This is a genomic window from Neobacillus sp. Fa239, assembly GCF_055395235.1.
This window is the reverse complement of record NZ_AP041611.1, coordinates 5070001-5095632: the sequence shown is the minus strand read 5'-3', so window position 1 is coordinate 5095632 and position 25632 is coordinate 5070001. Positions and strand designations below refer to the sequence as shown.

Sequence of the window (25632 nt, the reverse complement as noted above, 5' to 3'; positions counted from 1 at the left end):
TAAGGGTTTACAGAAGTAAAATTTAACACGATAGAGGGTGAAGGATTGGAAATCAAATCATTGATAAATGAAGACTTGATTGAGTTAAACTTGGATGCTGCAACCCAGAACGAAGTGATTTCTCAATTAACTTCATTGTTAGCTAAGCAAGGAAGAATTGAATCAGAACTTGCCTTTTTCCAAGGTGTTCTTGATCGAGAAGCAGAATTTACAACAGGCTTTGGCAATGGATTTGCCATCCCTCATTGCAAAAGCGATACCGTAAAAACGGCGAGTATAGTGATCGGGAAAACAGCAAACGAAATTGACTGGAATTCCTTCGATGACAAACCTGTTACCTTTATTATCATGCTGGCGATACCAGCAACAGAAGGTGGCACAACTCATCTTCAAATATTAGCAGCACTGTCTGGCAAATTAATGGAGGATGAGTTCCGTGATCAGTTAATGACCGCAACACATCCTAAACAAATTCTTGAATTAATAGATGAATTAGTTACCCAAAAAACAAATTAAGAAAAGGTGGAAATTATCATGAAAATTATCGCAATAACAGCTTGCCCAGCAGGCGTAGCACATACAAATATGGCTGCAGCTGCTTTACAAATGACAGCAAAAAAGATGGGTCATCAAATCAAGGTTGAAAAACAAGGCGCTATGGGGATTGAAAATTCTATTTCAGCTAAAGAAGTAGCGGAAGCAAATGTTCTTATTTTGGCTGTTGATACAGCGATTGCCAAAGCAGACCGTTTTAATGACATCCCTACTCTTAAGGTGCCGGTTGCGGAAGCCGTTAAAAACCCGCAAGGTCTTATCAATAAAGCTCTAGAGCTTGTAAAGTAAAAAAAGGGGGAGAAAGTAATGATGAAAAAGTTTCTTGAAGAAGCAAAAACACATTTAATGACTGGTGTTTCCTATATGTTGCCGTTTGTTGTTGCTGGTGGATTACTCCTAACGATTGGTTTACTTTTAGGCGGGGGCGATACTGGGCATGGTACAGCTTTTGCTAAACAAACGGTTAAAGTCGGTGTCTTAATTTTCTCACTAATGGTGCCAGTAATGGCAGGTTATATGTCCTATTCCATTGCAGACCGTCCGGGTATTGCTCCAGGTATGGTTGGCGGATTGATTGCACATGAAATTGGCGCTGGATTTTTAGGCGGTATTGTTGCAGGTTTTATTGCGGGTTATATTGTTAATTTTATTAAAAAGCTTCCTATGCACCCTTATTTAGCTGCTCTTAAACCAATTATTGTTATTCCTTTATTAGGTGCTGGGGCTGTTGCCTTAATTATGTATATTATTGGTCAGCCAATTGCGATTGCTTCCAAAGGATTAGAAGCTTGGTTAACATCATTAAGCGGTGGAAATTTAGCATTACTTGGTCTGATTATTGGTGCGATGATGGCATTTGATATGGGTGGACCTATTAATAAAGTAGCGTTTGCGTTCTGTGTCGGAATGTTGAATCAACATGTTTACGCTCCAATGGCAGCTTGTTGGATTGGTATTATGACACCGCCAATTGGACTTGCTCTTGCGACAAGACTTGCTCCGAAGAAATTTACAGTGGGAGAAAGAGCAAGTGCGCTTCCTTCGACAATTATGGGTGCGACAGGGATCACAGAAGGTGCGATTCCATTTGCGGTAAGTGACCCGCTTCGTGTTATTCCATCCATTGTGGTTGGTTCAGCTGTAGGTGGCGCATTAGCGATGGCACTTGGTTCAGCAGCTCCTGTACCAAGCGGCGGGGTCTTGGTTATTCCGTTCTTTATTAAACCATTTATGTTCGTCATTGCCTTTGCTGTAGGGATCGTCACAACTGCATTAATGACTGTTTTGTTAAAAAAGAAAGTTGAAGAAGAAGTAGACTACACTCAAGAAGTTGCTTGAAAAAAATAGATTACATTTTACTGAGGGGACTTTTAAAGGACCCTCATCTTCTTTATAAATTATGGTTTCTGGAGGCTATTACTATGAATTTTCATGTCATTTCCCATACACATTGGGATCGGGAGTGGCACCAAACCTATCAGCAATATCGGGTAAAGTTAATCCGTTTTATGGATGAATTACTGGACCTTTTAAAAACAAGTCCTGGCTACACTTCCTTTCTACTGGATGGACAAACGATTGTATTAGAGGATTATTTAGAAATTAAACCTAAAAATCGGGATCGAATCAAGCAGCTGGTGGAAGAGGGCCGGATTATTATCGGTCCATGGTACATCCAGCCGGACGAGTTCACTCCAAGCGGAGAATCGCTCGTGCGTAATTTATTAATTGGCCAGCAGGTTGGAAATGAGTTTGGTCCTTCGATGCAAATCGGCTATTTACCAGATTCATTTGGACAGGCAGCGCAAATTCCTCAAGTATTAAAGGGATTTGGGATCGGACATGCCTTATTCTGGCGCGGGATTACCCATGAAGAAACTGAAAAAACGGATTTCTGGTGGGTAGGTCCTGATGGATCGAAAGTATTAACAACAAATCTTCCATTCGGCTATGGGAATGGCCGGATGCTATCAACGGATTTCGAACAAAATCTAGAAATTATCGCAGATAATCATAAGAACTTAAAGGATATGGCGACATCACCCAATATGTTATTGATGTCAGGCTTTGACCAGAGAAGTGCCAATAAAGACCTGCCTGAAATCATTGACGAACTAAATCAATATTATGCGGAACAAGGATCTGAGTTCCAGGTCAAACTCAGCCGTCTGCAGGATTATTTTGAAGGGGTTTCTCGTGAATCAGAAAAACTGGAAACTCTTTCAGGTGAGTTTAGAAAAGGGAAAAATATGCGCGTTCATGTCAGTATTGCATCGACTCGTTTAGATTTGAAAAAGAAAAATTTTGAGGTTCAAAATCTTTATGAGAAATATTTAGAGCCGATAAACGCCCTTTCCTTCTTAGCCGGCCATCCGTATGATAATGAAATCATCAATAAAGGCTGGAAATACATGATGCAAAATCATGCTCATGATTCCATCTGTAACGTGTGTACAGATGCCACTCATCAAGAAATGAAGATGAGATATGAATTTGCCGAGCAAATTGGTAAGACTGTAAAGAAATCGGCCGTAGAGGATTTGTTAGGGGACATTGCGTTTCAAGAAAACCAGGGTATTCCATTAGTGGTTATGAATACTCTTGGTCAAAAACGGAAAAATCTTGCGGAAGCAACGCTTCATTTAACTTCGAAGCAATTTACGATCGTTGATTCGAATGGAAAGGAAGTACCATACCAAATCATTGAAACAAAAGAAGAAAACTTAAACGATAAACAAATTGAAATTGGCGTAAAAAATGAAGATCAATTCGTTATTACGACCAAAATAAAATTTGCCGCGGAAGTGGATGGCTTTGGATTTACGACTTATTACGTAAAAGAAAATGCTTCGAAGTCCTATCCATTTGCAGATGTTTACCAAAATGGGACATTTGGAAACGAATTTTTTGAAATGAATATTAACCCAAATGGGTCATTAACCATCAAAGAAAGAAAAACTGGTACCGTTTTTGAAGGATTAAATGTTTATGAAGAAGGCGGTAATGCCGGGGATGAATATGATTTCTCACCACCTAGGGAAGATGTCATCATTACGACAAAGGAATCAACTCCTGAGATAGAAGTAGTTCATAATGGTCCGCTCTTTGCGACGGTGAAGATCTCCTATCGTTTGGAATTCCCAGTAGATACGGATGTTTACGGACGTGTAGAAGAAATGATGCCGTCTACGATTGAATCGTATGTGACCGTCAATCGTTTTGAAGATCGGGTCGATATTAAAACCGTCATTGATAATACGGTTAAAAACCACCGAATACGTGCCCTTTTTGATACGGGAATCCAAACAAACACGCATGTTGCTGACCAGCAATTTGGCACTATTCGTCGTGAAAACTATTTGGAGCAGGTTGAATACTGGGAACAGGAAAATTGGGAAGAAAAATATTACCCTATTTATCCGCAGCAGAAGTTTGTGGATGTATCGGATGATCAAAAAGGCATTTCCATTCTTAATAAAGGCTTGCCGCAATACGAGATTTTACACGGGGATCAACCAACCATTGCCCTTACGTTATTAGCTGGAACCGATTATATGGGTAAACAGGATTTAGTCGATCGTCCTGGAAGACGTTCAGGTCTTCATGTCGAAACGCCGGATAGTCTTCTGATGGGCCGACATGAAATGGAGTACGCCATTATTCCGCACCAAGGTAATGAGATAGAAGCAGGAATTGGGAGTAAAGCAAACGAATTTACTGCACCGTTTGTGACGATTCCAGCAGCCGGGAAGCAGGGCAAGGGCTCTTTGCCTGACAATTGCAGCTTTATCCGTCTTGATCATACAGGCATGGCGATCAGTGCAGTGAAAAAATCGGAAAATGATGAGAGTCTTTTAGTAAGAATTTATAATACAACCAACCAACCGATTGAGGCGGCCAAGGTTGAAATCAATCAAGAGTTTTTCAAAACTATTAAACTAGTTGATTTGAATGAAACTCCTATCATTGATGCAGATAAGCGTATCCTTTTTACTGACAATGAAATTCAAATAAAAGATATTCGTTCGAACGAAATCTTCAGTTTCCAATTAGCTTAACGTCTTTTAAAAGGAGATACCCAAGGAGTAGCGTGATCAAGTCACCTCTTTTTAAGGGTGTCTCCTTCGTTATTTTTCAGAGCGGAGGGATAAACATGTGCGATAATTTAGTTGTATTGCCGGATTATACAAGCGGGTCTCGGATGATTGTGGCAAAGAATAGTGACCGACCTGCCTACGAGAGCCAGCCTCTTGTCTATCATCCACGTCAGGTCTTTGCCAATGAGGACATGCTAAAACTGGCCTACGTGACGATACCTCAAATCGATGAAACATTTTTAACGATTGGGTCATCCCCTTATTGGTGTTGGGGTTATGAGCAAGGAATGAATGAATACGGTGTGGCAATAGGTAATGAAGCCACTTTTACAAAAGATCTGAAGGAAAGTGCGGCAAATCCCAATCAACCAAAAGGGATTTTGGGGATGGAGCTTGTCCGTCTGGGACTTGAAAGAGGTAAAACGGCCAAAGAGGCATTGGATGTAATTGCGAAGTTAATTGAAGAGTATGGTCAATGGGGCAGTGCCGTCGTCGGTGAGGAGAAGCCTTACAATAATTCTTTCATTATCGCGGATTCTAAAGAAGCATGGGTATTGGAAACAGCAGGCCAAAATTGGATTGCGAAAAGAATTCAAGATCCATTCCATTCGATTTCAAACGAAATGAGCATTCGTGATAAGTGGGATTTAGCGAGTGAGGATTTCGTTGAAAAGGCTGTTCGTTCAGGCTGGATTAATCGTGAGACGAATTTTGATGCTGCCTATGCCTATACTGATTTTACGAATTCCTTGCAGGTTTCCCATATTCGAGTCCAGCGCACAAAGCAATTACTTAGCGAGAAATTGGCTGCGGGTCAACAGGTGGACCTCAATTGGCTGAAAAGGATTTTACGGGATCATTATGAAGACACGTTTTTAGAAGGACCCTTCTTTAATGCGGCATTGCCGGATTTTCAAACAATCTGTATGCACTCCTCTCCGGCGAATTTTACTTGGGGAATTACGGCTTCATCCACGATCTTTGAGCTTCCAAAGGATGAGTGGCATTTCCCGCTTGTTTGGTGGTCACCTGCAACACCATGCACAGGCCTTTATCTGCCGATTTTTATGTGTGAACAGGACTTTCCTGAGTTTCTATCTAATGCCGGAACGGAGAAAGAAAAGACGGCAGATCCTTCAAAATCAGCGGTTGATGAATCGGCAGAGGATTCCTATTGGTGGATGTTTAGGGATTTACTTGATGAATTAAAAGGCGATGAAAATGGAAATTTATTTAATAAGAATAAGGAAATGGCGAGATCTTCCTTTGATCGGTTAGAGCGGAAATGGATGACCTTAACACGTGAGATTGAAGAGGAAGCGGCGTTTCTTCATAAAGCTGGTAAACGAAAAGAAGCCATCGCCTTAGTTACGGCCTTTTCAAGTGAATGCTTAAATGAAGCGATTGAAGCGATTGAGGAAATTCGACTGCAATTACACGGAATGGTTTTAGCTTAAAAGTTCTTATTCGTTTAGTGGGGTGGAAGTCATGCTTGTTTTAAACAACCGTCTTAAGTCATTAGTAAAAGAATTGCTATCACATAAGGATCCTGTAACGAGTGAATACTTGGCTAAAGTAATCGGTGTCACTTCCCGGACGATAAGAAATGATGTGAAAACATTAAATCTTGAATTGAAAAAAATTGGTGTTCAAATTGAAGCGAATCGAGGTGTTGGGTATTTTATTGATCCAACACTAACAGAGTTAATCGAAGAGCTCTTTATGCTGCAGGAAGAGGAACAAAGTCATGCACCTGTATTGCCGGAGGAACGAGTCTTATACATTTTGAAAAGTATTATCATGGCGGATGATTTTATTGCGACAGAGCAAATCGCCAATGAATTATTTGTCAGTAAATCCACCATTGATAATGACCTCAAACAGGTAGAGAAACTACTAGAAAAATATAACTTAACATTGTTTAAGAAACAAAACTATGGAATCAAATTGATTGGAAGCGAAATGAATATTCGTTTTTGTTTGTCTGAAAGCTTGGCAAATATGCGAAACGAACAAATGCAGCTTGAGATGAATGCCGATCACCCTCTGATTCCAGATGTGAACATGGAGGAAATTAAGGCCATTACAAAGGAACATATTGAACAGCTCCCTTTTAAAATGGCTGAACTGCCGCTGGGCAATCTTGTGATGCATATTGCGATTGCCATTCAAAGAATTAAAAAGGGTAAAAATGTGGAAGCGGGTACGATTGCACTCGAACAAATTGAAAATCAGGTCGAATATCTGGTTGCGAAGAAAATTGTCGTTTCGATTGAAGAAACATTTTCGATCAAGGTCCCTCCTGGTGAAGTAGCGTATGTCACGATTCATTTGCTTGGGGCCAAACATTTTGAAGATGAGAATTTATCAGACACCAACTTTACCCATTTGGTTGGAGAGGGTAACTATCAATTAATTAAAGAAATTCTTGCTGAAATCAAGAGAGTGTACCTCATTGATTTATGCGCTGACCGAGAACTCATTTATGGCTTAGGACTTCACTTGCGTTCGGCGATGAACCGAATGAAGTATAAGATGAACTTGAGAAACCCGTTGTTAAAGGAAATCAAAAGTCATTATCCTTTTTCATTTGAATTAGGGATTGTCGCAGCTGAATTCATTCAAAAAAACAGCGAGCTTACCGTGAATGAGGATGAAATCGGTTATATTGCGATCCATTTGGAAGCGGCGCTTGAGCGGATGAAAAACAAGAAACGGCGTGAGGTGAAACGTGTAGCCATTGTTTGTGCCTCTGGATTGGGAACAGCCAAGCTACTTTCGGCAAGTATTGAGAGCAAGTTTCCGGGGATTGACATTGTTGGGACCTTTCCATCCTATTCCATTAAGAATATTAAAAAGGAAGCCGCTGATTTAATCTTAAGTACGATTCCTGTGAAAGAAGAAAGCCCGATCCCGATTCTCCATATTAACACGATGTTAACGGAAAAAGATGTTAAAAAGGTGCAAGAGCATATTTCAAGCAAATATTTAAATGAGGATAAAACGAAATCCTTCCATAAACTGCAAAATTTATTTCATGAAGATTTATTTTTCACTGATATTCTTAAGAAAAATCCAACAGAAATTATCAAATCATTAACGACGATTTTAAATATTAAAGGGTATGTGGATGATTCCTTTCAGCAATCGGTTCTTGACCGTGAGGAAATTTCGCCTACATCCATTGGAAATCTTGTTGCCATTCCTCACCCGTTAAAACCCAATGCGTTAGGGTCCTGTATCGCCATCGGGATTCTAAAGAAACCCGTGAAATGGGGAGAGCAATCGGTTCAATTGGTGCTGCTGCTCGCATTGAATGAAGCGGATAAGGAAGAGTTCAGCCATCTTTTTAATCATTTATGGCAGCTGGTGCAACATAAAAAATTGGTTGATGAGCTTTGTTCCAAGAAGAATTTCACGGATTTTCTCCAGCAATTCTATTCAATTAAGTAGGAAAAACGGAAAGGGAGCGAATGGAAAAATGAAAGTTGTCATCGCACCAGATAGTTTTAAAGAAAGTCTTTCTGCTATGGAAGTGGCCAATGCCATTGAAGAAGGGTTTCGTGAGATTTTCCCAAACGCTTGTTTCGTAAAGGTTCCGATGGCAGACGGCGGGGAAGGATTAGTTCATTCATTAGTGAACGCATTGGACGGACAGATCATCCATAAAAATATTACGGGTCCACTTGGTGATAAAGTGGAGGGATTCTTCGGCTTAATTCATAACGGAAAAACGGCTGTGATTGAAATGGCCGCTGCTGCCGGATTACACTTGGTTACTCCTAAAGATAGAAATCCACTATACACGACAACCTATGGGGTTGGGGAATTAATAACCGCTGCGCTTGAATACCATGTGGAGAAAATCATTGTCGGTCTTGGGGGAAGTGCTACCAATGATGGCGGAGCAGGGATGGTCCAGGCTTTAGGCTGCAAGTTGGTGGATGAAAACGGTGAGGAGCTCGGCTTTGGAGGCGGAGCATTATCAACCTTACACTCTATTGATATCCGAAATTTGGACCAGCGTTTATCTGAAGTTGCGTTTGAGGTTGCTTGTGATGTCGAGAACCCCTTAACTGGACCTTTAGGTGCATCTGCCGTATTTGGACTGCAAAAGGGAGCTACTGAAGAAATGGTAAAAGTGCTCGACGAGAATTTATCCCATTTTGCAAGAGTGATAGAAAGAGATTTAGGAAAGCAGGTTTGTGACATTCCTGGAGCAGGTGCTGCAGGTGGTTTGGGTGCAGGACTCATGGCTTTTCTTCCTTGCAGCTTGAGAAAAGGGATCGAGATCGTGGTGGAGGCTACAGGATTAGAGGAACATATTCGTGATGCGAACCTTGTCATTACTGGAGAAGGGAAAATGGATGGTCAAACCATCTATGGAAAAACACCAATCGGCGTGGCTAGGGCTGCCGGGAAACATCACGCTTGTGTGATCGGATTGGCTGGATCACTTGGGAAGGGATATGAAGCTGTGTACGATCATGGAATCGACGCCGTCTTCAGCGTTGTTCCTGGAGTCACTACACTGGAAGAAGCCCTACAGAATGCCTACCCCAACATTGTTGCGACTTCAAGAAATATTGCAAAGCTGGTAGAATTCCGAAATAAGTGAGAAAATGGCTTAGTAATGCCGTTTTGTAGAACATAGTATTGATAAATGTTTTTGGAGGACGAGTATCCTTGGTGGTGGAGTGATGAAGCAAGACCAGGTTTTCCATTCTATCTATAAATATTTGCCGGAACTTGTTAACGATTATGTCGTGCTGCCAGAGCTTGCTGATTATATCGTCCGTCCTGGCTTAGGTGATGATGCGGGGATCACAGGAGCTCTTCTCCTTGCACATAAAACATTGGAAGAAACAAAAATGTAATTTATTAAATAAAGCAGAGAAGATCATGATAAGTGAGGTAATGAAATTGCAACCATTATTTTTAAAGCCCGTATTTAAAGATAGAATATGGGGCGGTACAGCCTTACAGAAGGAATTTGGTTACGACATTCCAAATGACCACACTGGGGAATGCTGGGCTATTTCCGCCCATCCAAATGGACCTTCTGTTATTGAAAACGGCCCATTTGCAGGTATGGCCTTGGACGATTTATGGTGTGAGCATCCGGAGCTTTTTGGAAATCCGAAGGAAGCCGTGTTTCCACTATTAACGAAAATCTTAGATGCGAATATGGATTTATCAGTACAGGTTCACCCCGATGATTCCTATGCAAAGGTCCATGAAAATGGAGAGCTGGGAAAGACGGAATGCTGGTATATCATTGACTGTAAAGAAGATGCCGACATGATTTTCGGTCACAATGCAAAAACAAAGGAAGAATTAATGGAACAAATTAATGAAGGAAAATGGAATGAGCTGCTTCGCCGCGTCAAAATTAAACCTGGCGACTTTTTCTATGTACCAAGCGGAACGATCCATGCGTTATGCGAAGGTACGCTAGTATTGGAAACACAGCAAAGCTCGGATACGACTTACCGTGTGTATGATTACGACCGCAAAGATGCGGAAGGCCATTTGCGTGAGCTTCACTTAGAGAAGGCGATTGATGTCACAACGGTTCCGCATCGAGACGCCGTGAATAATCCGACGGTACTGGAAAAAGGAAATTTGACGATTACCACGTTTGTAGAATCGGAGTTTTTCTCTGTTTATAAGTGGGATGTTAGCGGAACGTCAACGTTCTCCTATCAAGATCAATATTTGCTTCTCAGCGTGATAAAAGGTGAGGGGACACTTGTTCATAATGGTGAGGAGTATGGATTGGCGAAAGGAACCCATCTCATTCTTCCTGTAGGAATAGGGGAATTTGAAATTGATGGGGCATGTGAATTGATTGTTTCTCATACGTAATGAAGAGAAAGCGTAGAAGATGGACATTGATCTTTTACGCTTTTTTGATGACCTGAAACGTGTGCGGGAACTTTATCAAATTAAATTGGATTTTGTCCCTTATAGTTTTTATAGGCGACACTTCTAGCTTGATGGACCACGGTTTTGTCGCCAATAGCCCTCATAGGCGACAATTCCAGGTTCATGGACCTCAGTTTTGTCACCAATAGCCCTCATAAAAATCCCACCTAATATCAGGGGAGATTGGCTTACCTTCTTTAAGTGCGCCGGCACGGTTCTAGTATACAGGATGAAAATCGTGACCACGAATGGAAAGAAGTCAGAAGTTCCCTATATAATTTTCCTCCGGGTTTATAAATAAATGTGATAACCTACATAACAAATATATACGACTAAAACGGTGAAAAATCCTTGTTCAATTGCACCGCCAGTCCGAATTCCACCAGGTATACCTATATGGATTTTTAAAGGCCATAAAAACTTAATTCCTTGTTTTGTGAGCATATCCAGGATAATATGGCTGAACATTCCCAGCAAGATACCTAATTCAATATCTTTAGGCCAGGAAGTCTGCTGAAATAAGAAGAATGCTAAAACTAAAAACAAAAGACTATGAGTAAAGGAACGATGACCGAATACTGAACTGACTATATTATCAATCAACGGTATCTTTCGGCCAATAGATGAACCGGTGTGGTCGATATCAGGTATTAAAGCACCCAGAGTTAAGCTACCAAAAAAAAGAGCTTCATGGCCAATGGCTCCTCCCAAGTTTAAATATAGAGCGCCAGCTGCTAAGCCCCCAATAATATGTGTTTTACCTTCCATGTTTCTCCCCTATTCTTTGCTAATCATTTCTATCATTTCAGTATGAATTAGCTTTTGACTTAAATCAACCAGACTTGTTTTCCTTCAAGATGCAAAGTTTTAATTATCAAATAAATATTGGGGGGACTTTGAATTGATTTCGATCTCCAACTTGGTATTCAAACTGGTTCTAACGTAAAATTACAACTTTGTTGCATTGAACATCAATCATATTGTCAGTTTCTATGTAAAAGACGAAGTAGGGATAAGCAAACAGGCGCTTTTATTGAATAACGAAAAAGCCCAATTTCTAGGAATTTTATTATCATTTAAAACGATTTGCTTTATGTGTTTGATCTAGTTACCAGTTATCATAAATTCCTTTGGAGACATTGATGTTGCTTTTTTAAACATACGAAAGAAGTAAGATGTATCGTAATAACCGAGATACTCCGAGATTGCTACAATAGTCATATCAGTATTTAATAAAAGATTACATGCCTCAAGTATTCGTAATTGATGGATATATTGGATGGGGGTTTGACCCATCACTTCTTTAAAAATTGAAATGGTATATCCTGGTGAACGGTGAATTAATTTTGCAAGTTGTTCTATTTCAATAGGTTCTCGATAGTTTTCTAACAAAAACTTTTCAATAATTTGTACATATTTTTCTTTAATTGGCGTAGTGCGAGGACTATCTAGTTCTCTCGCAACAAGCCCAATTAACTCTTGTAAAATTCCATGACAAATAAAGTCTCTATGTTTTTTATTTCCCCTAATATCTGTGTATAGCTGTTCAAATCTATGCTTAAAGTATTCAAAGCTTCTGGTTTTTAATTGATAAAACGCTTCTTTAATTGGAAAAGGATCAGTTGAAAAGATCTCCTCTTTTAAATTAAAAATAGCTGTATATTTTTGATGTGGGCCAGAAAAATCATTTTCCGCACCGCGAACTGTTGAAGAGGGGATATATAAAATATCTCCTTTTTTTGCAGTGATTTCGTTTCCATTTATGTAATATTGTACATTTCCATCTGTCACCAAAACTAAAACATTGTAGTCGATTTTTTCAGTAAGTGTATGCCAATCCGAAATGAAATTATCATAATATACGCCTAAAATATCAATCATACTTATCCCGCTTTCAGTAAATATTTAATTCTAATATACACTATTATCTTTTGTAACTGCTTGCAATTTTCAAAATTAAATAAAAATTGTACATAAAATTGTAATATTGTACATTGTGATATATTCTTTGTGTTTTTATAATTAACAACATAGAAACAGTTAAAACGTTTTCAATTATTAGTTATTTAATAAGAGAACTTATTAAAAACACAATATTTTATAGCTATTTGGTAGTTTCTACAAGGTAATAGGTAAATCTAGTTTTAAATTAGGACAGTATGTAATTTAAAGAATTAAAGGTTGCTTAACATGTTTAGATATTAAAAATGTACAATTCTAAGCTGACTAAGATTAATTCTAGTAATTGATACATTTTACGATGTGTCTTACGAGATTTGAATAATCCTATAATTAAAAGAAACAGGTGATTCAAGTGACTCATGAAAACAAAACTGCCTCATGCTGTTGCGCTAGTCGACCGATATCGCCGGATCGTGAGGGTAAACAGATCCATGCTGTAAAAACAAAGCGTGACCGACCTGTTACAGATGGGATGATTTATCTCTCTGGTGGTGAATTTTTAATGGGGACTGATAGTCAAGAAGGGTTTCCTAAAGATGGAGAAGGCCCTGTTAGAGCTGTAAAGCTTGATCCGTTCTATATCGATCCGTGTACCGTTACGAATTCAGAGTTTATGGAATTTGTGACAGCTACAGGTTACCAAACAGAAGCTGAGCTATTTGGATGGTCTTTTGTATTTAATAGTTTTGTTTCTGAAGAAGTTGCAAAAACGGTTACGGATATGGTTCGGAATGCTCCGTGGTGGTGGGCTGTTAAGGGAGCATACTGGAAAAAACCAGAAGGCCCGGATTCAGATATAACAGAACGAATGGACCACCCCGTTGTTCATGTATCTTGGAATGACGCTATGGCTTACTGCAACTGGTCTAGAAAGCGCTTACTTACCGAGGCAGAATGGGAGTATGCTGCCCGAGGTGGTCTAGTTCAAAAAAGGTATCCATGGGGGGACCAGTTGAACCCTGGCGGAAAGCATATGTGTAACATTTGGCAAGGTACATTTCCAACTAAAAATACGGGTAAGGATGGCTATCTAGGTACAGCACCAGCAAAATCCTTTCCGGCCAATAATTATGGCTTATACAATGTTTCAGGAAATGTCTGGGAATGGTGTTCGGATTGGTTCAGCTCTACCTATTATACTGATGGGACCTGTGATAATCCGAAAGGACCTTTAAATGGTCAGGCAAGAGTAACACGTGGCGGGTCTTATCTTTGTCACAAGTCTTATTGTAATCGTTATCGTGTAGCTGCCCGAAGCTCTAATACGCCTGACAGTTCAACAGGCAATATTGGGTTCCGCTGTGCAGCTGATGCATAAATTTACAAACTTAAGGAAAGAGGTTTTTGAAAATGAGAATGCTTATTTTAGATTTAGATTCATTACGACCTGATCATTTAGGCTGTTATGGCTATGATCGTAATACGTCACCAAACATTGATAAAATTGCGGAAGAAGGTGTTCGATTTACAAATTATTATACTTCTGATGCCCCATGCTTTCCGTCACGAAGTGCATTAATGACAGGGCGAACCGGTATCCATACTGGTGCTGTTGGCCATGGGGGGACAGCCGGCTATGTTCGTCAGGAAGGTGCGAGCCGCTTGTTCATGGACCGCCATACAACTGAAAACTTTCCAGCTTTCCTTCGTTCAGTAGGATTTAAAACAGCTCTCGTAAGCCCATTTCCTGAAAGACATTCTGCATGGACTTTCTATGCTGGATTTAATGAAATGCATAATACAGGGAAAGTTGGCATGGAATCTGCTGAACAAGTGACTCCAACTGTTTTAAAGTGGGTAAAAGATCATGCCCAAGAGGATAACTGGATGCTCTATGTGAATTATTGGGATCCTCACACACCATATCGAGTTCCACATGGTTTTGGAAATCCGTTTGAAAATGAGCCCCTGCCTGATTGGATTACCCCAGGAGTCCTGGTACGTCATCGGGAAAAAGTTGGGCCTCACAGTGCTCAGGATTTAAACATGTATGATAATCAGACCTCTCCTAAATATCCACGATATCCTGGGGAAATTTCGGATTATGATGGGTTACGTCAAGTGATTGATGGCTATGACTGCGGTGTCAAGCACATGGATGACAACATTGGTCAAGTGTTTAAAGCCCTTGAGGAACAAGGTGTCATGGATGACCTCATTGTTATTATCACAGCAGACCATGGGGAAAATTTAGGGGAGCTTGGTATATATAGTGAGCATGGAACAGCCGACAATGCCACCTGCCGTATTCCAATGATTATCCGTTGGCCTGGAATGAAACAAGGGCATGTGGACCAAGGGTTGCATTATCACCTTGATTTGTTGCCAACTCTTGCTGAGCTATTTGGAAAAGAACCTATCGCAAGCTGGGATGGAACAAGCTATGCTCCTGTATTAAGGGAAGGTCAAGATAGTGGAAGAGATTATTTGGTCATTTCTCAATGTGCCCATGTTTGTCAACGAAGTGTTCGTTTTGACAATTGGTTATATATTCGTACCTATCATGATGGATTCCATTTGTTTGATGATGAAATGCTGTTTGATCTTGAGAATGATCCGCATGAACAGCATAACCTGGCAAGACTAGAGCCAGATGTTTGTAAAGAGGCCGTCTATCGCCTTAATCAATGGCATGACGATATGATGAAATCGATGGACTTTGATGTCGATCCTTTATGGACTGTAATAAAGGAAGGCGGACCATTTCATGCGCAAGCAAAAGATCTAAGGAAATATGTTAAACGTTTGGAAGAAACAGGTCGAGGTTGGGCAATTCCAGAGCTTCAACGAAGACACCCGCGTGCATTTGAAGATTCAAACATGGATTCAGATCTAGTTTATAAAAAATCGTTTGCGCAGTTTAGTAATTGACCTTCATATAGGCCTATAACAGGTGCATGATTAAAGCATGTGCCTGTTATAAAACATTTACTGCAAATTAATTATTTGTCTACCAAAAATGAAAGCGCTTCTTTGTGTAAACGCCATTAGTAACGCAACAGAGTATCGAATAAATTGAAAATAGGAAGGTGGAATAGCAATGAATGAAAAAAACCAGGTTTCTTGGTTAGAGAGAATAAGTTATGGTTTTTCGGATACGGCTTCGAACTTGGTCTATGCCATGGTTTCAACTTATCTTATGTTTTTCTACACAAATATATATGGGATTGATGCAGCGGCTGCGGGTACATTATTCCTGGTTGTAAGAGCAATCGATGCCTTTAGTAATCCATTAATTGGGATTATGATCGATAAAACGAATACGCGTTGGGGAAGATGCCGACCTTATTTTCTATGGTTTGCCTTTCCGCTCGGGATTTTAGCAACAATTTCCTTTTTAACACCTAACTTCTCCTATTCAGGGAAAATAGTCTATGCTAGCGTTACGTATTTACTTTTAAGCCTTGTTTATGCCCTTATTAACATCCCAGTCTCAGCTATTTTACCTAGTCTTACAAGTAATCCAAAAGAACGAACAGATGTAAACTCTGTGCGAATGGTCATGTCTCAAATTGGTGCAGGAATCGTTACAATTGGTACAATGCCTTTAGTATCTATGCTAGGTCATGGTAACCAATCACGAGGATACGTTTTAACAATGTTAATTTTTTCAATAATCGGAATAATTCTATTTCTCATTACATTCTTCAACGTTCGAGAAAGAAATCAGCCTAGTCACGATAAAGCCGTTCCTGTTCGCGAAGGCTTTAAATCTCTAAAAGGTAATAATCCATGGCTTATTATGTTTGTTGTTATGATAGTATTTTTCCTTGCTTACACAATTAGTAATCAAATGAGAGTTTACTTTTTAACTTATAATTTCAAAAGACCTGATCTCGTTCCAATGGTAATGGCAATTAACTTTGCGTGTACGATAATCGCTATGTTTTTTGTATCCTTTATAGCTAACCGTATGGGAAATCGAAACACCATAATTCTTGGATATGGGATTGGAATTATAGGTTACCTCATAATCCTTGCAAGTGTACCATCTTTGTCTCTTAATCTACTTTACGTAGGGACCTTTGTATCGGGGCTCGGTATTGGCTTTAGTTTGGGATTAAAATTTGCAATGATTGCGGATACAGTTGATTATGGAGAATGGCTTTCTGGAAAGCGCGCAAATGGATTAATTTATTCGACAATTGTTTTCGCTACTCAGTTAGGTACAGGAATTGGTGGTTTTGTGGGAGGATGGTTACTTTCATTAGGGCATTATATTCCCAAGGGTCAACATCAGCCACATTCTGCTTTAATCGCTATTGAAAATAATTTTATTTGGGTTCCAATCATAGCCAGTGTTATTGTAATCATTCTTATGTGTTTCTACCAACTTGATAAAAAATTGAATACAGTGCATGAGGATTTAAAGGAAAAAAGAAATAGTTATTTGAACACTTTGGAAATGGCAACAAATTCTTGATTATTTTAATTTCTTAGTACCTATTTTTAGTGATGATATGCTAAATGAATTTCTGGAAAATTTTAATACAGCTTTAGTTAAGTGATTGAAAAATAACGATATGAAGCTACTAGTAATTGCTAGTAGCTTCATCAATGCATACTATTTTTCCGTTTGTATGAGGTTATTTATTTTTAATAAAAAGCACTTTCTATTGAAATCAATTTAAAGGAGTTTTAGCCCACCAATGGATGCTTTAAAAAAAGTCAAAGAACAGCCAGAAGAAAGTGTGAAATATGCACAGCAGCATTTAGCTAATGAAAGAACCTATTTAGCATGGATTCGTACAGCCATATCTATTACCGGGGTAGGTTTTTTAACTACTTCATTACATTTTACTATCAAAATTAGCACTATTTCATATATTAATACTTTAGTTATGTTTCTAGGAGTCTTTGCATGTGCTGTTGGATTTATAATCGGGCTTTTATCTACAATTCAATACACAAGAAAAAGAAGAGAAATCCAAGAAGGCATTTTTATTCCGTCCAATCACTCTATTATATTTGTTTCTACGTTATTCTCCCTTTTAATTTTTATGATTTTGATGTATCTTTCTTTTTTATTATTTAAGTCATAAATTTGGTCCAGCTAATATGAAAATTGTAGAGGAACAATTGAAAATCTAAAAAAAGAATTAACTATTCATTTAATTCTCAAATGTCGGCATTACTATATTATAGTTCAGTATCATAAGACCCGAATGGGTCCATTTTTTTAGGCTTTTAAAGTAAAAAAATGAATTCTCTCGCTTACCTCTCTTTTTTTATTCGTAAAGTTCATTCAAATTAATATCTCTTAGGGAAGCGCGAACGATTTCTTCTCTTATTCTTGTTAAGTGTTCTTTCATAAGTTGTTTGGCTTTCTTGGAATCTTTTAACGCAATGGCTAGGAAGATTTCTTTGTGTTCGTTTAGGGTATCTTCAAAATTTCCAACTCGTAAGAAACGATGATTGCGGGTTGTTCGGATGGTTTCTCGCAATTGTTCACTTAGCGTTTGAATTAAGGCAGCAAAGATCGAGTTGCTTGAAGCTTGTGCGATACATTCATGAAACTTGATGTCAGCTAGTAATCCTAACTCCTCATCGTTTCCCGCCCTCGCCATATCATCCAGACATTTGCGGATTTTTTCCAAATCAACGGAGTTAGCTTTTTGGGCAGCAAGAAAAGCACATTCAGATTCCATCTCTTAAGTTGGGGGGCAAGTTAAGCACTTAGTTTAATAAATAAGCGGAGGAATTTCCCTTAATTTAGAAATAGCGCTGAAAATAGCTAAAATAGACGGAGAGATTCCGCCTATTGACTCGAAAAACATGAAAATGGGGGATTTTCCTTTGCATAGCCGGAAAATCTCCCTTTATTTACCCCGAAACGAGCTCCATTTTGCAAATAGCCGAAATACCTCCGCTTATTTTCATATCACTGGTTACTCAATTAAGGATAAGACTACTTATGTTTTATAGGATCCATGCCAAAATATAGCATTGATTATACTAGAAAACTCCATATCGCTTGGCGATATACTTCGACAAGTTTCATGTATCGCTAGGCGATACGTTTCGGCAAATTTCTTTCTTCCATTATGAGAATAACCCTTACATGTAGCGAATTAGAGCCAAATTTAATCAAACGTTTGTTTAAAAAAGATTTTTGTCAAATGATTTGATAGATTTCAAATACGGGAAATTTGTGTTGGTTTTGGAAGAATAGCAGAAGACCACCAACGAAGTATTCGACAAAATATTTTCTCGGAAATATGTGAAAGTTCGTTATTCCCATGGGCTCAGCTTGTTTTAAATTAATCGTTTGATTAAAAGGGAATCATGGAGTTTATGGTCGAAAGATAAGGGGGACGGTGCTGAATTTACGATCATTCATTAGACCTTACAAAAAGTAAATGAGCAGGCTTATTGGCCAGCTCATTTACTATATTAGCGAGATTTATTCCTCCACTTTTTCAAAATCATATTTGATTAATAATTCCTCCAGCGTTACATTTCCAATATCCAATGTATCCTTTCGACTGATTCCTGCAGAGTAATAGCAAAGGTCGATCAATGAAGTACAAACAAGTCTATTATTTAGAGGCAATGTGCGTTTTTTATTAAAATTCACATGAAAATATAAATTAGCAAATTGCGAGTAATTATACTTAATCCCAATCATTTGCTTGGCGTTTTCTACCGCTAATTTCAATTTTGGGGAATGGTTGCCTCTTATCCGATAACAGTCATACTCTTCATTTTGTAAAGAGAGGCACCTAATGCGTAATTTTAGAAAAGGTTTGGATTCTATTATGTTTACCATTTCTCCCTCAGCTTCCTCAATCACCATGCCTACATGTGAGTATCTGCTTTTGGAAGTTAATGCGATGGTTCTTGGAATCCAGGACTTACTTAAAATAAAAATGGCATCACCCTGTTGAAAACGCATAGCTGTCCACCTCAATATCCTTTTTAAATGAGGTATTTTGTATACATTTAATTTATATGTCGGAATAAATAAAATTACCTATAAAAAATTTAGGAAATTCATCATAATAGGAGGGATAAAAAAGGCATATATTTTTCTATAGAAAAATCCTTTTACTGTGCAGAGGCAAGGGACGAAACGAAAGGAGTTAATGGATGAAGGAACTTCATTCTTTTGGATGGTATGCAGCACGGATCACTCCGCATTTGCCAAAAGAGGCATTTAAACCTGTCCCTGCTCGCCTTTTTGGTGGCCTCGCTTATTTGCTTGTTGTTATTTCAGGATTTCTAATGATTGGTTTATTTGATTTGAGTCCATGGATATGTTTGATTATTGCTCTCGTGTTAGGAGCAAGCTTTGCTGCAATGGGTTTTCTGGCTCACGAGATTTTACATGGTACGATCGTTAGAAAACCGTGGCTCCAAGAATTTCTTGGCATGGTCGCTTTCTTTCCATTAGCCATCGGACCAAAACTCTGGAGAAAGTGGCATAATGCCAATCACCATGTTCATACTCAAATGAATCAGAAAGATCCTGATTCATTGCCAACCTTAGAAAAAATCGCAAAAAGTCCTTTCATGAGAGGGGCTTACCGGCGTCTTCCGCTGATGGTCCGGTCATTTATAAGTTTTAGTTATTTAACGATCGGGTTCAACGTCCATTCCAGCCGAATGTTTTTCCGCTTTATTCAACAATTTAATCCAAAGACACAACCAAAGGTTTGGCTGCAGCTCCTCTTCCCTTGGGCAATTTGGATCACCTTACTATTTTTAATGGGGCCTGGAAAATGGTTTTTTGCCTTTTTGCTGCCTTTATTCATTGGCAACTTCATTTTAATGGCTTATATTTCGACCAACCATTTTCTAAACCCGCATGTATCAGTAAATGATCCATTGGCTAACAGTCTTTCTGTAACGGTGCCGAATTGGGTGGATGTTCTTCACTTTAACTTCTCCTATCATACGGAACATCATATTTTCCCTGGTATTAGTCCCAAGTACTATCCATTGGTCAAACAGCATATTAAAATGATGTGGCCGGATCAATATCATGAGATGCCGATGGGGCTGGCGCTAAAAGCTCTTTGGAAAACTCCGAGAATCTACTATAAGAACAATGAGTTAATCGACCCTAGAGAAAATAATATTTACGGATCATTAGGAAATGGATTAGATCCAGCTGCAATCTGTTATCGGAAAATAAATCTTGAAGAAGAAAAAACCTCCAAGAATTAACTTTTTCTTTGTTTAGATGGGAACAGGACTAAAAAGTAATAACCATATCGTGAGGCGATATGGTTCGACAAGGTCTTATATCGGGAGGCGATACGTTTCGGCAAATTTCTTTCTTCCTTATGAGAAAAATCCTTACGTCTAGCGGGTTAAGGCCGAATTTAATCAAACGTTTGATTAACATCGAATCGGGTCGAAAAAAGAAAGAGGGTTAGTGTTCAAAACACTAACCCTTCTTTAAAGTATTCCGCTATAAATGCAACGAATGAGTATTTTTCGATTTCCCTTACATAAGTTGAGGTATACTCACTATTGCAATCTGAAAGGAACCCATAAAATTCTTTATATGTTTTTGTAAGTATAGAGAAATAGTCATCGTAATGATTAATAGGTTTAGAATGTTCATTGTCCGATAATAACCTATTATAATCGTTAAGCAGTTTATCTAATTCCTGGCTGCAATAGATGGTATCTTCATTTTGAAGTCCCTTTGTCATTCCTAATTTAATCATTTCGTTTTTTTTCTCTTTAATAGCAGCTTCAAATTGTTCAATTCTCATTGCAGATCACACCTCGTAAAATATAAGTGACATTTAAGTAAACTTAGATTCTAATGGAGTTGAAAGAATTATATCATTTATAAATTGATATGGAATAGATTCGTTAAAATAAGATAAAAAGAAACAAAAATAGACGAGGATTGCCGTTTTTCAACAAAAGGACTTGTTAAACTATCGCATATGATAGACCTGAATTCTATCAAATGATGTTATTTAATGACATAAGTGAAAAACTTGATAGTCTACCAACTTTAAAAGACTGAAGGGAAGGTATGGGGGCTCCTTTGTTTAATGAAGAAAGCAGATGATAAAGAAAAAACAAGACAAAGGTTTTTGAATTTGCTAAACAAGCTAGATACTATTTTCCAGTTGTTATTATCAATCAAAAAATAGATAGTTGGAGATTAACATTTTAATATATTGATTATTCAAGAGGGTTATATCAAAATAATAATTCCCGCTACGAAAAAATGGCATGGCTTTTAATTTTGCAAGAAGATAAAAAACAGTTGACAATTCTAATATGAATCTATAATATTAGTAAATGTCGCTGATTCAAGTCGTTGATACAAAATAAATTATTTCAAAAAAATAATTGACGCTTTGAAGATGAGATGATATATTAATAAAGTCGCTTTTGAGCGGTGCTGAAAAATTGATCTTTGAAAACTAAACAAACAAGACGTGTAAACAAACAATAATATTCGTTTCTTAATTGAAACGAAGCCAACGTAACATTTTTGAGCTAATCAACTTTCTTGGAGAGTTTGATCCTGGCTCAGGACGAACGCTGGCGGCGTGCCTAATACATGCAAGTCGAGCGAATCAATGGGAGCTTGCTCCCGTTGGTTAGCGGCGGACGGGTGAGTAACACGTGGGCAACCTGCCTGTAAGACTGGGATAACACCGGGAAACCGGTGCTAATACCGGATAATCCTTTTCCTCTCATGAGGAAAAGCTGAAAGACGGTTTCGGCTGTCACTTACAGATGGGCCCGCGGCGCATTAGCTAGTTGGTGAGGTAACGGCTCACCAAGGCGACGATGCGTAGCCGACCTGAGAGGGTGATCGGCCACACTGGGACTGAGACACGGCCCAGACTCCTACGGGAGGCAGCAGTAGGGAATCTTCCGCAATGGACGAAAGTCTGACGGAGCAACGCCGCGTGAGCGATGAAGGCCTTCGGGTCGTAAAGCTCTGTTGTTAGGGAAGAACAAGTACCGGAGTCACTGCCGGTACCTTGACGGTACCTAACCAGAAAGCCACGGCTAACTACGTGCCAGCAGCCGCGGTAATACGTAGGTGGCAAGCGTTGTCCGGAATTATTGGGCGTAAAGCGCGCGCAGGCGGTCCTTTAAGTCTGATGTGAAAGCCCACGGCTCAACCGTGGAGGGTCATTGGAAACTGGGGGACTTGAGTGCAGAAGAGGAAAGCGGAATTCCACGTGTAGCGGTGAAATGCGTAGAGATGTGGAGGAACACCAGTGGCGAAGGCGGCTTTCTGGTCTGTAACTGACGCTGAGGCGCGAAAGCGTGGGGAGCAAACAGGATTAGATACCCTGGTAGTCCACGCCGTAAACGATGAGTGCTAAGTGTTAGAGGGTTTCCGCCCTTTAGTGCTGCAGCTAACGCATTAAGCACTCCGCCTGGGGAGTACGGCCGCAAGGCTGAAACTCAAAGGAATTGACGGGGGCCCGCACAAGCGGTGGAGCATGTGGTTTAATTCGAAGCAACGCGAAGAACCTTACCAGGTCTTGACATCCTCTGACAACCCTAGAGATAGGGCTTTCCCCTTCGGGGGACAGAGTGACAGGTGGTGCATGGTTGTCGTCAGCTCGTGTCGTGAGATGTTGGGTTAAGTCCCGCAACGAGCGCAACCCTTGATCTTAGTTGCCAGCATTCAGTTGGGCACTCTAAGATGACTGCCGGTGACAAACCGGAGGAAGGTGGGGATGACGTCAAATCATCATGCCCCTTATGACCTGGGCTACACACGTGCTACAATGGATGGTACAAAGGGCTGCAAAACCGCGAGGTTGAGCCAATCCCATAAAACCATTCTCAGTTCGGATTGTAGGCTGCAACTCGCCTACATGAAGCCGGAATCGCTAGTAATCGCGGATCAGCATGCCGCGGTGAATACGTTCCCGGGCCTTGTACACACCGCCCGTCACACCACGAGAGTTTGTAACACCCGAAGTCGGTGGGGTAACCTGGGGCAAAACTTAACATCTTATTGTATTTATAGGAAGTTAAGTTTTGTCCTAGGAGCCAGCCGCCTAAGGTGGGACAGATGATTGGGGTGAAGTCGTAACAAGGTAGCCGTATCGGAAGGTGCGGCTGGATCACCTCCTTTCTAAGGATAAAAGCTGGACGTATGAGCCAGACAAGTTTCACGTTCTTTGTTTGTTTAGTTTTGAGAGAGCAATTCTCTCAGAGCTTTTTTTATTCGTTCTTTGAAAACTAGATAATCGTAATGAAGAAGTCAAGTAAAACATCGAGTTAATCGCCATTTTAGTTTTTCTCTCTATTGAATTAGAGTAAAACCTTTTAGGTTAAGTTAGAAAGGGCGCACGGTGAATGCCTTGGCACTAGGAGCCGATGAAGGACGGGACTAACACCGATATGCTTCGGGGAGCTGTAAGTAAGCTTTGATCCGGAGATTTCCGAATGGGGGAACCCACTGCTCGTAATGGAGCAGTATCTTTACCTGAATACATAGGGTATTGAAGGCAGACCCGGGGAACTGAAACATCTAAGTACCCGGAGGAAGAGAAAGCAAACGCGATTCCCTAAGTAGCGGCGAGCGAAACGGGAACAGCCCAAACCGAAAGGCTTGCCTTTCGGGGTTGTAGGACACTCAACATGGAGTTACAAAGGAACGGGGTAGATGAAGCGATCTGGAAAGGTCCGTCATAGAAGGTAAAAGCCCTGTAGTTGAAACTTCGTTCCCTCCTGAGTGGATCCTGAGTACGGCCGGACACGTGAAATCCGGTCGGAAGCAGGGAGGACCATCTCCCAAGGCTAAATACTCCCTAGTGACCGATAGTGAACCAGTACCGTGAGGGAAAGGTGAAAAGCACCCCGGAAGGGGAGTGAAATAGTTCCTGAAACCGTGTGCCTACAAGTAGTCAAAGCCCGTTAATGGGTAATGGCGTGCCTTTTGTAGAATGAACCGGCGAGTTACGATCCCATGCAAGGTTAAGTTGAAGAGACGGAGCCGCAGCGAAAGCGAGTCTGAATAGGGCGTTTTGAGTATGTGGTCGTAGACCCGAAACCAGGTGATCTACCCATGTCCAGGGTGAAGTCCAGGTAACACTGGATGGAGGCCCGAACCGACGCACGTTGAAAAGTGCGCGGATGAGGTGTGGGTAGCGGAGAAATTCCAATCGAACTTGGAGATAGCTGGTTCTCTCCGAAATAGCTTTAGGGCTAGCCTCACGTTGTTAGAGTCTTGGAGGTAGAGCACTGTTTGGACTAGGGGCCCTCATCGGGTTACCGAATTCAGACAAACTCCGAATGCCAAAGACTTATCCGTGGGAGTCAGACTGCGAGTGATAAGATCCGTAGTCAAAAGGGAAACAGCCCAGACCACCAGCTAAGGTCCCAAAGTATACGTTAAGTGGAAAAGGATGTGGAGTTGCTTAGACAACCAGGATGTTGGCTTAGAAGCAGCCACCATTTAAAGAGTGCGTAATAGCTCACTGGTCGAGTGACTCTGCGCCGAAAATGTACCGGGGCTAAACGTATCACCGAAGCTGTGGATTGACACCATTAGGTGTCAGTGGTAGGAGAGCGTTCTAAGGGCGTTGAAGCCAGACTGTAAGGACTGGTGGAGCGCTTAGAAGTGAGAATGCCGGTATGAGTAGCGAAAGATGAGTGAGAATCTCATCCACCGAATGCCTAAGGTTTCCTGAGGAAGGCTCGTCCGCTCAGGGTTAGTCGGGACCTAAGCCGAGGCCGAAAGGCGTAGGCGATGGACAACAGGTTGATATTCCTGTACCACCTCTTTATCGTTTGAGCAACGGGGGGACGCAGGAGGATAGGGTAAGCGCACTGCTGGATATGTGCGTGTAAGCAGTTAGGCTGGTGAATAGGAAAATCCGTTCACCGTGAAGGCTGAGCTGTGATGCCGAGGGAAATATAGTACCGAAGTTCCTGATTCCACACTGCCAAGAAAAGCCTCTAGCGAGATAAAAGGTGCCCGTACCGCAAACCGACACAGGTAGGCGAGGAGAGAATCCTAAGGTGAGCGAGAGAACTCTCGTTAAGGAACTCGGCAAAATGACCCCGTAACTTCGGGAGAAGGGGTGCTCATTGAGGTGAATAGCCTCGATGAGCCGCAGTGAATAGGCCCAGGCGACTG

General features: G+C 40.3%; 18 protein-coding genes, 2 rRNA genes and 1 pseudogene (1 of these 21 only partly in view). 16 read left to right on the top strand and 5 right to left on the bottom strand.

The features are described from left to right. Positions 1 to 45 precede the first annotated feature (45 nt). From ACZ5XR_RS25210 to manA, 9 genes and pseudogenes are all read left to right on the top strand, one after another. Positions 46 to 516: a PTS sugar transporter subunit IIA gene (locus tag ACZ5XR_RS25210; RefSeq protein ID WP_464499180.1), complete on the top strand. Its 471-nt coding sequence runs from the start codon at positions 46 to 48 to the stop codon at positions 514 to 516. Positions 517 to 534: 18 nt separating this feature from the next. Continuing rightward, complete coding sequence (locus tag ACZ5XR_RS25205; protein WP_464499179.1) at positions 535 to 843, top strand: PTS fructose transporter subunit IIB; 309 nt, start codon at positions 535 to 537, stop codon at positions 841 to 843. Positions 844 to 861: 18 nt separating this feature from the next. Further along, positions 862 to 1893, top strand: a complete 1032-nt coding sequence (locus ACZ5XR_RS25200) for a PTS fructose transporter subunit IIC (protein WP_464499178.1) — start codon at positions 862 to 864, stop codon at positions 1891 to 1893. 83 nt (positions 1894 to 1976) lie between these two features. After that, positions 1977 to 4613, top strand: a complete 2637-nt coding sequence (locus ACZ5XR_RS25195) for a glycoside hydrolase family 38 N-terminal domain-containing protein (protein ID WP_464499177.1) — start codon at positions 1977 to 1979, stop codon at positions 4611 to 4613. A 95-nt stretch (positions 4614 to 4708) separates the two neighbouring features. Next, positions 4709 to 6109 (top strand): C69 family dipeptidase, encoded by a 1401-nt coding sequence (locus ACZ5XR_RS25190; protein WP_464499176.1) that lies wholly within the window; start codon positions 4709 to 4711, stop codon positions 6107 to 6109. Between the two features lie 31 nt (positions 6110 to 6140). Then, entirely contained in the window at positions 6141 to 8105 is a 1965-nt protein-coding gene (locus tag ACZ5XR_RS25185; RefSeq protein WP_464499175.1) for a BglG family transcription antiterminator, read from the top strand. A 28-nt stretch (positions 8106 to 8133) separates the two neighbouring features. Next, positions 8134 to 9270: a glycerate kinase gene (locus tag ACZ5XR_RS25180; protein ID WP_464499174.1), complete on the top strand. Its 1137-nt coding sequence runs from the start codon at positions 8134 to 8136 to the stop codon at positions 9268 to 9270. 64 nt (positions 9271 to 9334) lie between these two features. Beyond that, a pseudogene (locus ACZ5XR_RS25175) lies at positions 9335 to 9529 on the top strand (ROK family protein); the annotation flags it as partial. A 40-nt stretch (positions 9530 to 9569) separates the two neighbouring features. Then, a complete protein-coding gene (gene manA / locus ACZ5XR_RS25170) occupies positions 9570 to 10520 on the top strand; it encodes a mannose-6-phosphate isomerase, class I (RefSeq protein WP_464502433.1) in 951 nt (316 codons plus the stop codon). 351 nt (positions 10521 to 10871) lie between these two features. Here the strand turns inward: manA and ACZ5XR_RS25165 are convergent, their stop codons facing one another. Continuing rightward, complete coding sequence (locus ACZ5XR_RS25165; protein ID WP_464499173.1) at positions 10872 to 11348, bottom strand: metal-dependent hydrolase; 477 nt, start codon at positions 11346 to 11348, stop codon at positions 10872 to 10874. A gap of 336 nt (positions 11349 to 11684) precedes the next feature. Then, a complete protein-coding gene (locus ACZ5XR_RS25160; protein ID WP_464499172.1) occupies positions 11685 to 12461 on the bottom strand; it encodes a helix-turn-helix domain-containing protein in 777 nt (258 codons plus the stop codon). Positions 12462 to 12888: 427 nt separating this feature from the next. On the opposite strand from ACZ5XR_RS25160, the gene ACZ5XR_RS25155 reads away from it, so the two are divergent. From ACZ5XR_RS25155 to ACZ5XR_RS25140, 4 genes are all read left to right on the top strand, one after another. Beyond that, the gene (locus ACZ5XR_RS25155; protein WP_464502432.1) at positions 12889 to 13860 is read left to right on the top strand and encodes a formylglycine-generating enzyme family protein; all 972 of its coding nucleotides are present in this window, start codon (positions 12889 to 12891) and stop codon (positions 13858 to 13860) included. Positions 13861 to 13892: 32 nt separating this feature from the next. After that, the gene (locus ACZ5XR_RS25150; RefSeq protein WP_464499171.1) at positions 13893 to 15413 is read left to right on the top strand and encodes a sulfatase family protein; all 1521 of its coding nucleotides are present in this window, start codon (positions 13893 to 13895) and stop codon (positions 15411 to 15413) included. 169 nt (positions 15414 to 15582) lie between these two features. After that, a complete protein-coding gene (locus ACZ5XR_RS25145) occupies positions 15583 to 16965 on the top strand; it encodes an MFS transporter (protein WP_464499170.1) in 1383 nt (460 codons plus the stop codon). 226 nt (positions 16966 to 17191) lie between these two features. Then, positions 17192 to 17584, top strand: a complete 393-nt coding sequence (locus ACZ5XR_RS25140; protein WP_464499169.1) for a YidH family protein — start codon at positions 17192 to 17194, stop codon at positions 17582 to 17584. A gap of 186 nt (positions 17585 to 17770) precedes the next feature. Here the strand turns inward: ACZ5XR_RS25140 and ACZ5XR_RS25135 are convergent, their stop codons facing one another. Together ACZ5XR_RS25135 and ACZ5XR_RS25130 are read right to left on the bottom strand one after the other, a co-directional pair. After that, complete coding sequence (locus tag ACZ5XR_RS25135; protein ID WP_464499168.1) at positions 17771 to 18190, bottom strand: FadR/GntR family transcriptional regulator; 420 nt, start codon at positions 18188 to 18190, stop codon at positions 17771 to 17773. Positions 18191 to 18945: 755 nt separating this feature from the next. Continuing rightward, positions 18946 to 19437 (bottom strand): YiiX/YebB-like N1pC/P60 family cysteine hydrolase, encoded by a 492-nt coding sequence (locus ACZ5XR_RS25130; protein WP_464499167.1) that lies wholly within the window; start codon positions 19435 to 19437, stop codon positions 18946 to 18948. 194 nt (positions 19438 to 19631) lie between these two features. Here ACZ5XR_RS25130 and desB point away from each other — a divergent pair, with 194 nt between their 5' ends. Beyond that, the gene (desB, locus tag ACZ5XR_RS25125; RefSeq protein ID WP_464499166.1) at positions 19632 to 20711 is read left to right on the top strand and encodes a Delta(10) desaturase DesB; all 1080 of its coding nucleotides are present in this window, start codon (positions 19632 to 19634) and stop codon (positions 20709 to 20711) included. Positions 20712 to 20926: 215 nt separating this feature from the next. On the opposite strand, the gene ACZ5XR_RS25120 is transcribed toward desB, so the two are convergent. Continuing rightward, entirely contained in the window at positions 20927 to 21268 is a 342-nt protein-coding gene (locus ACZ5XR_RS25120) for a Spo0E family sporulation regulatory protein-aspartic acid phosphatase (protein WP_464499165.1), read from the bottom strand. 755 nt (positions 21269 to 22023) lie between these two features. On the opposite strand from ACZ5XR_RS25120, the gene ACZ5XR_RS25115 reads away from it, so the two are divergent. Both ACZ5XR_RS25115 and ACZ5XR_RS25110 read left to right on the top strand, forming a co-directional pair. After that, a 16S ribosomal RNA gene (locus tag ACZ5XR_RS25115) occupies positions 22024 to 23622 on the top strand. 197 nt (positions 23623 to 23819) lie between these two features. Further along, positions 23820 to 25632, top strand: a 23S ribosomal RNA gene (locus tag ACZ5XR_RS25110) (it continues 1124 nt past the right edge of the window). The 16S and 23S rRNA genes sit together here, the layout of an rRNA operon.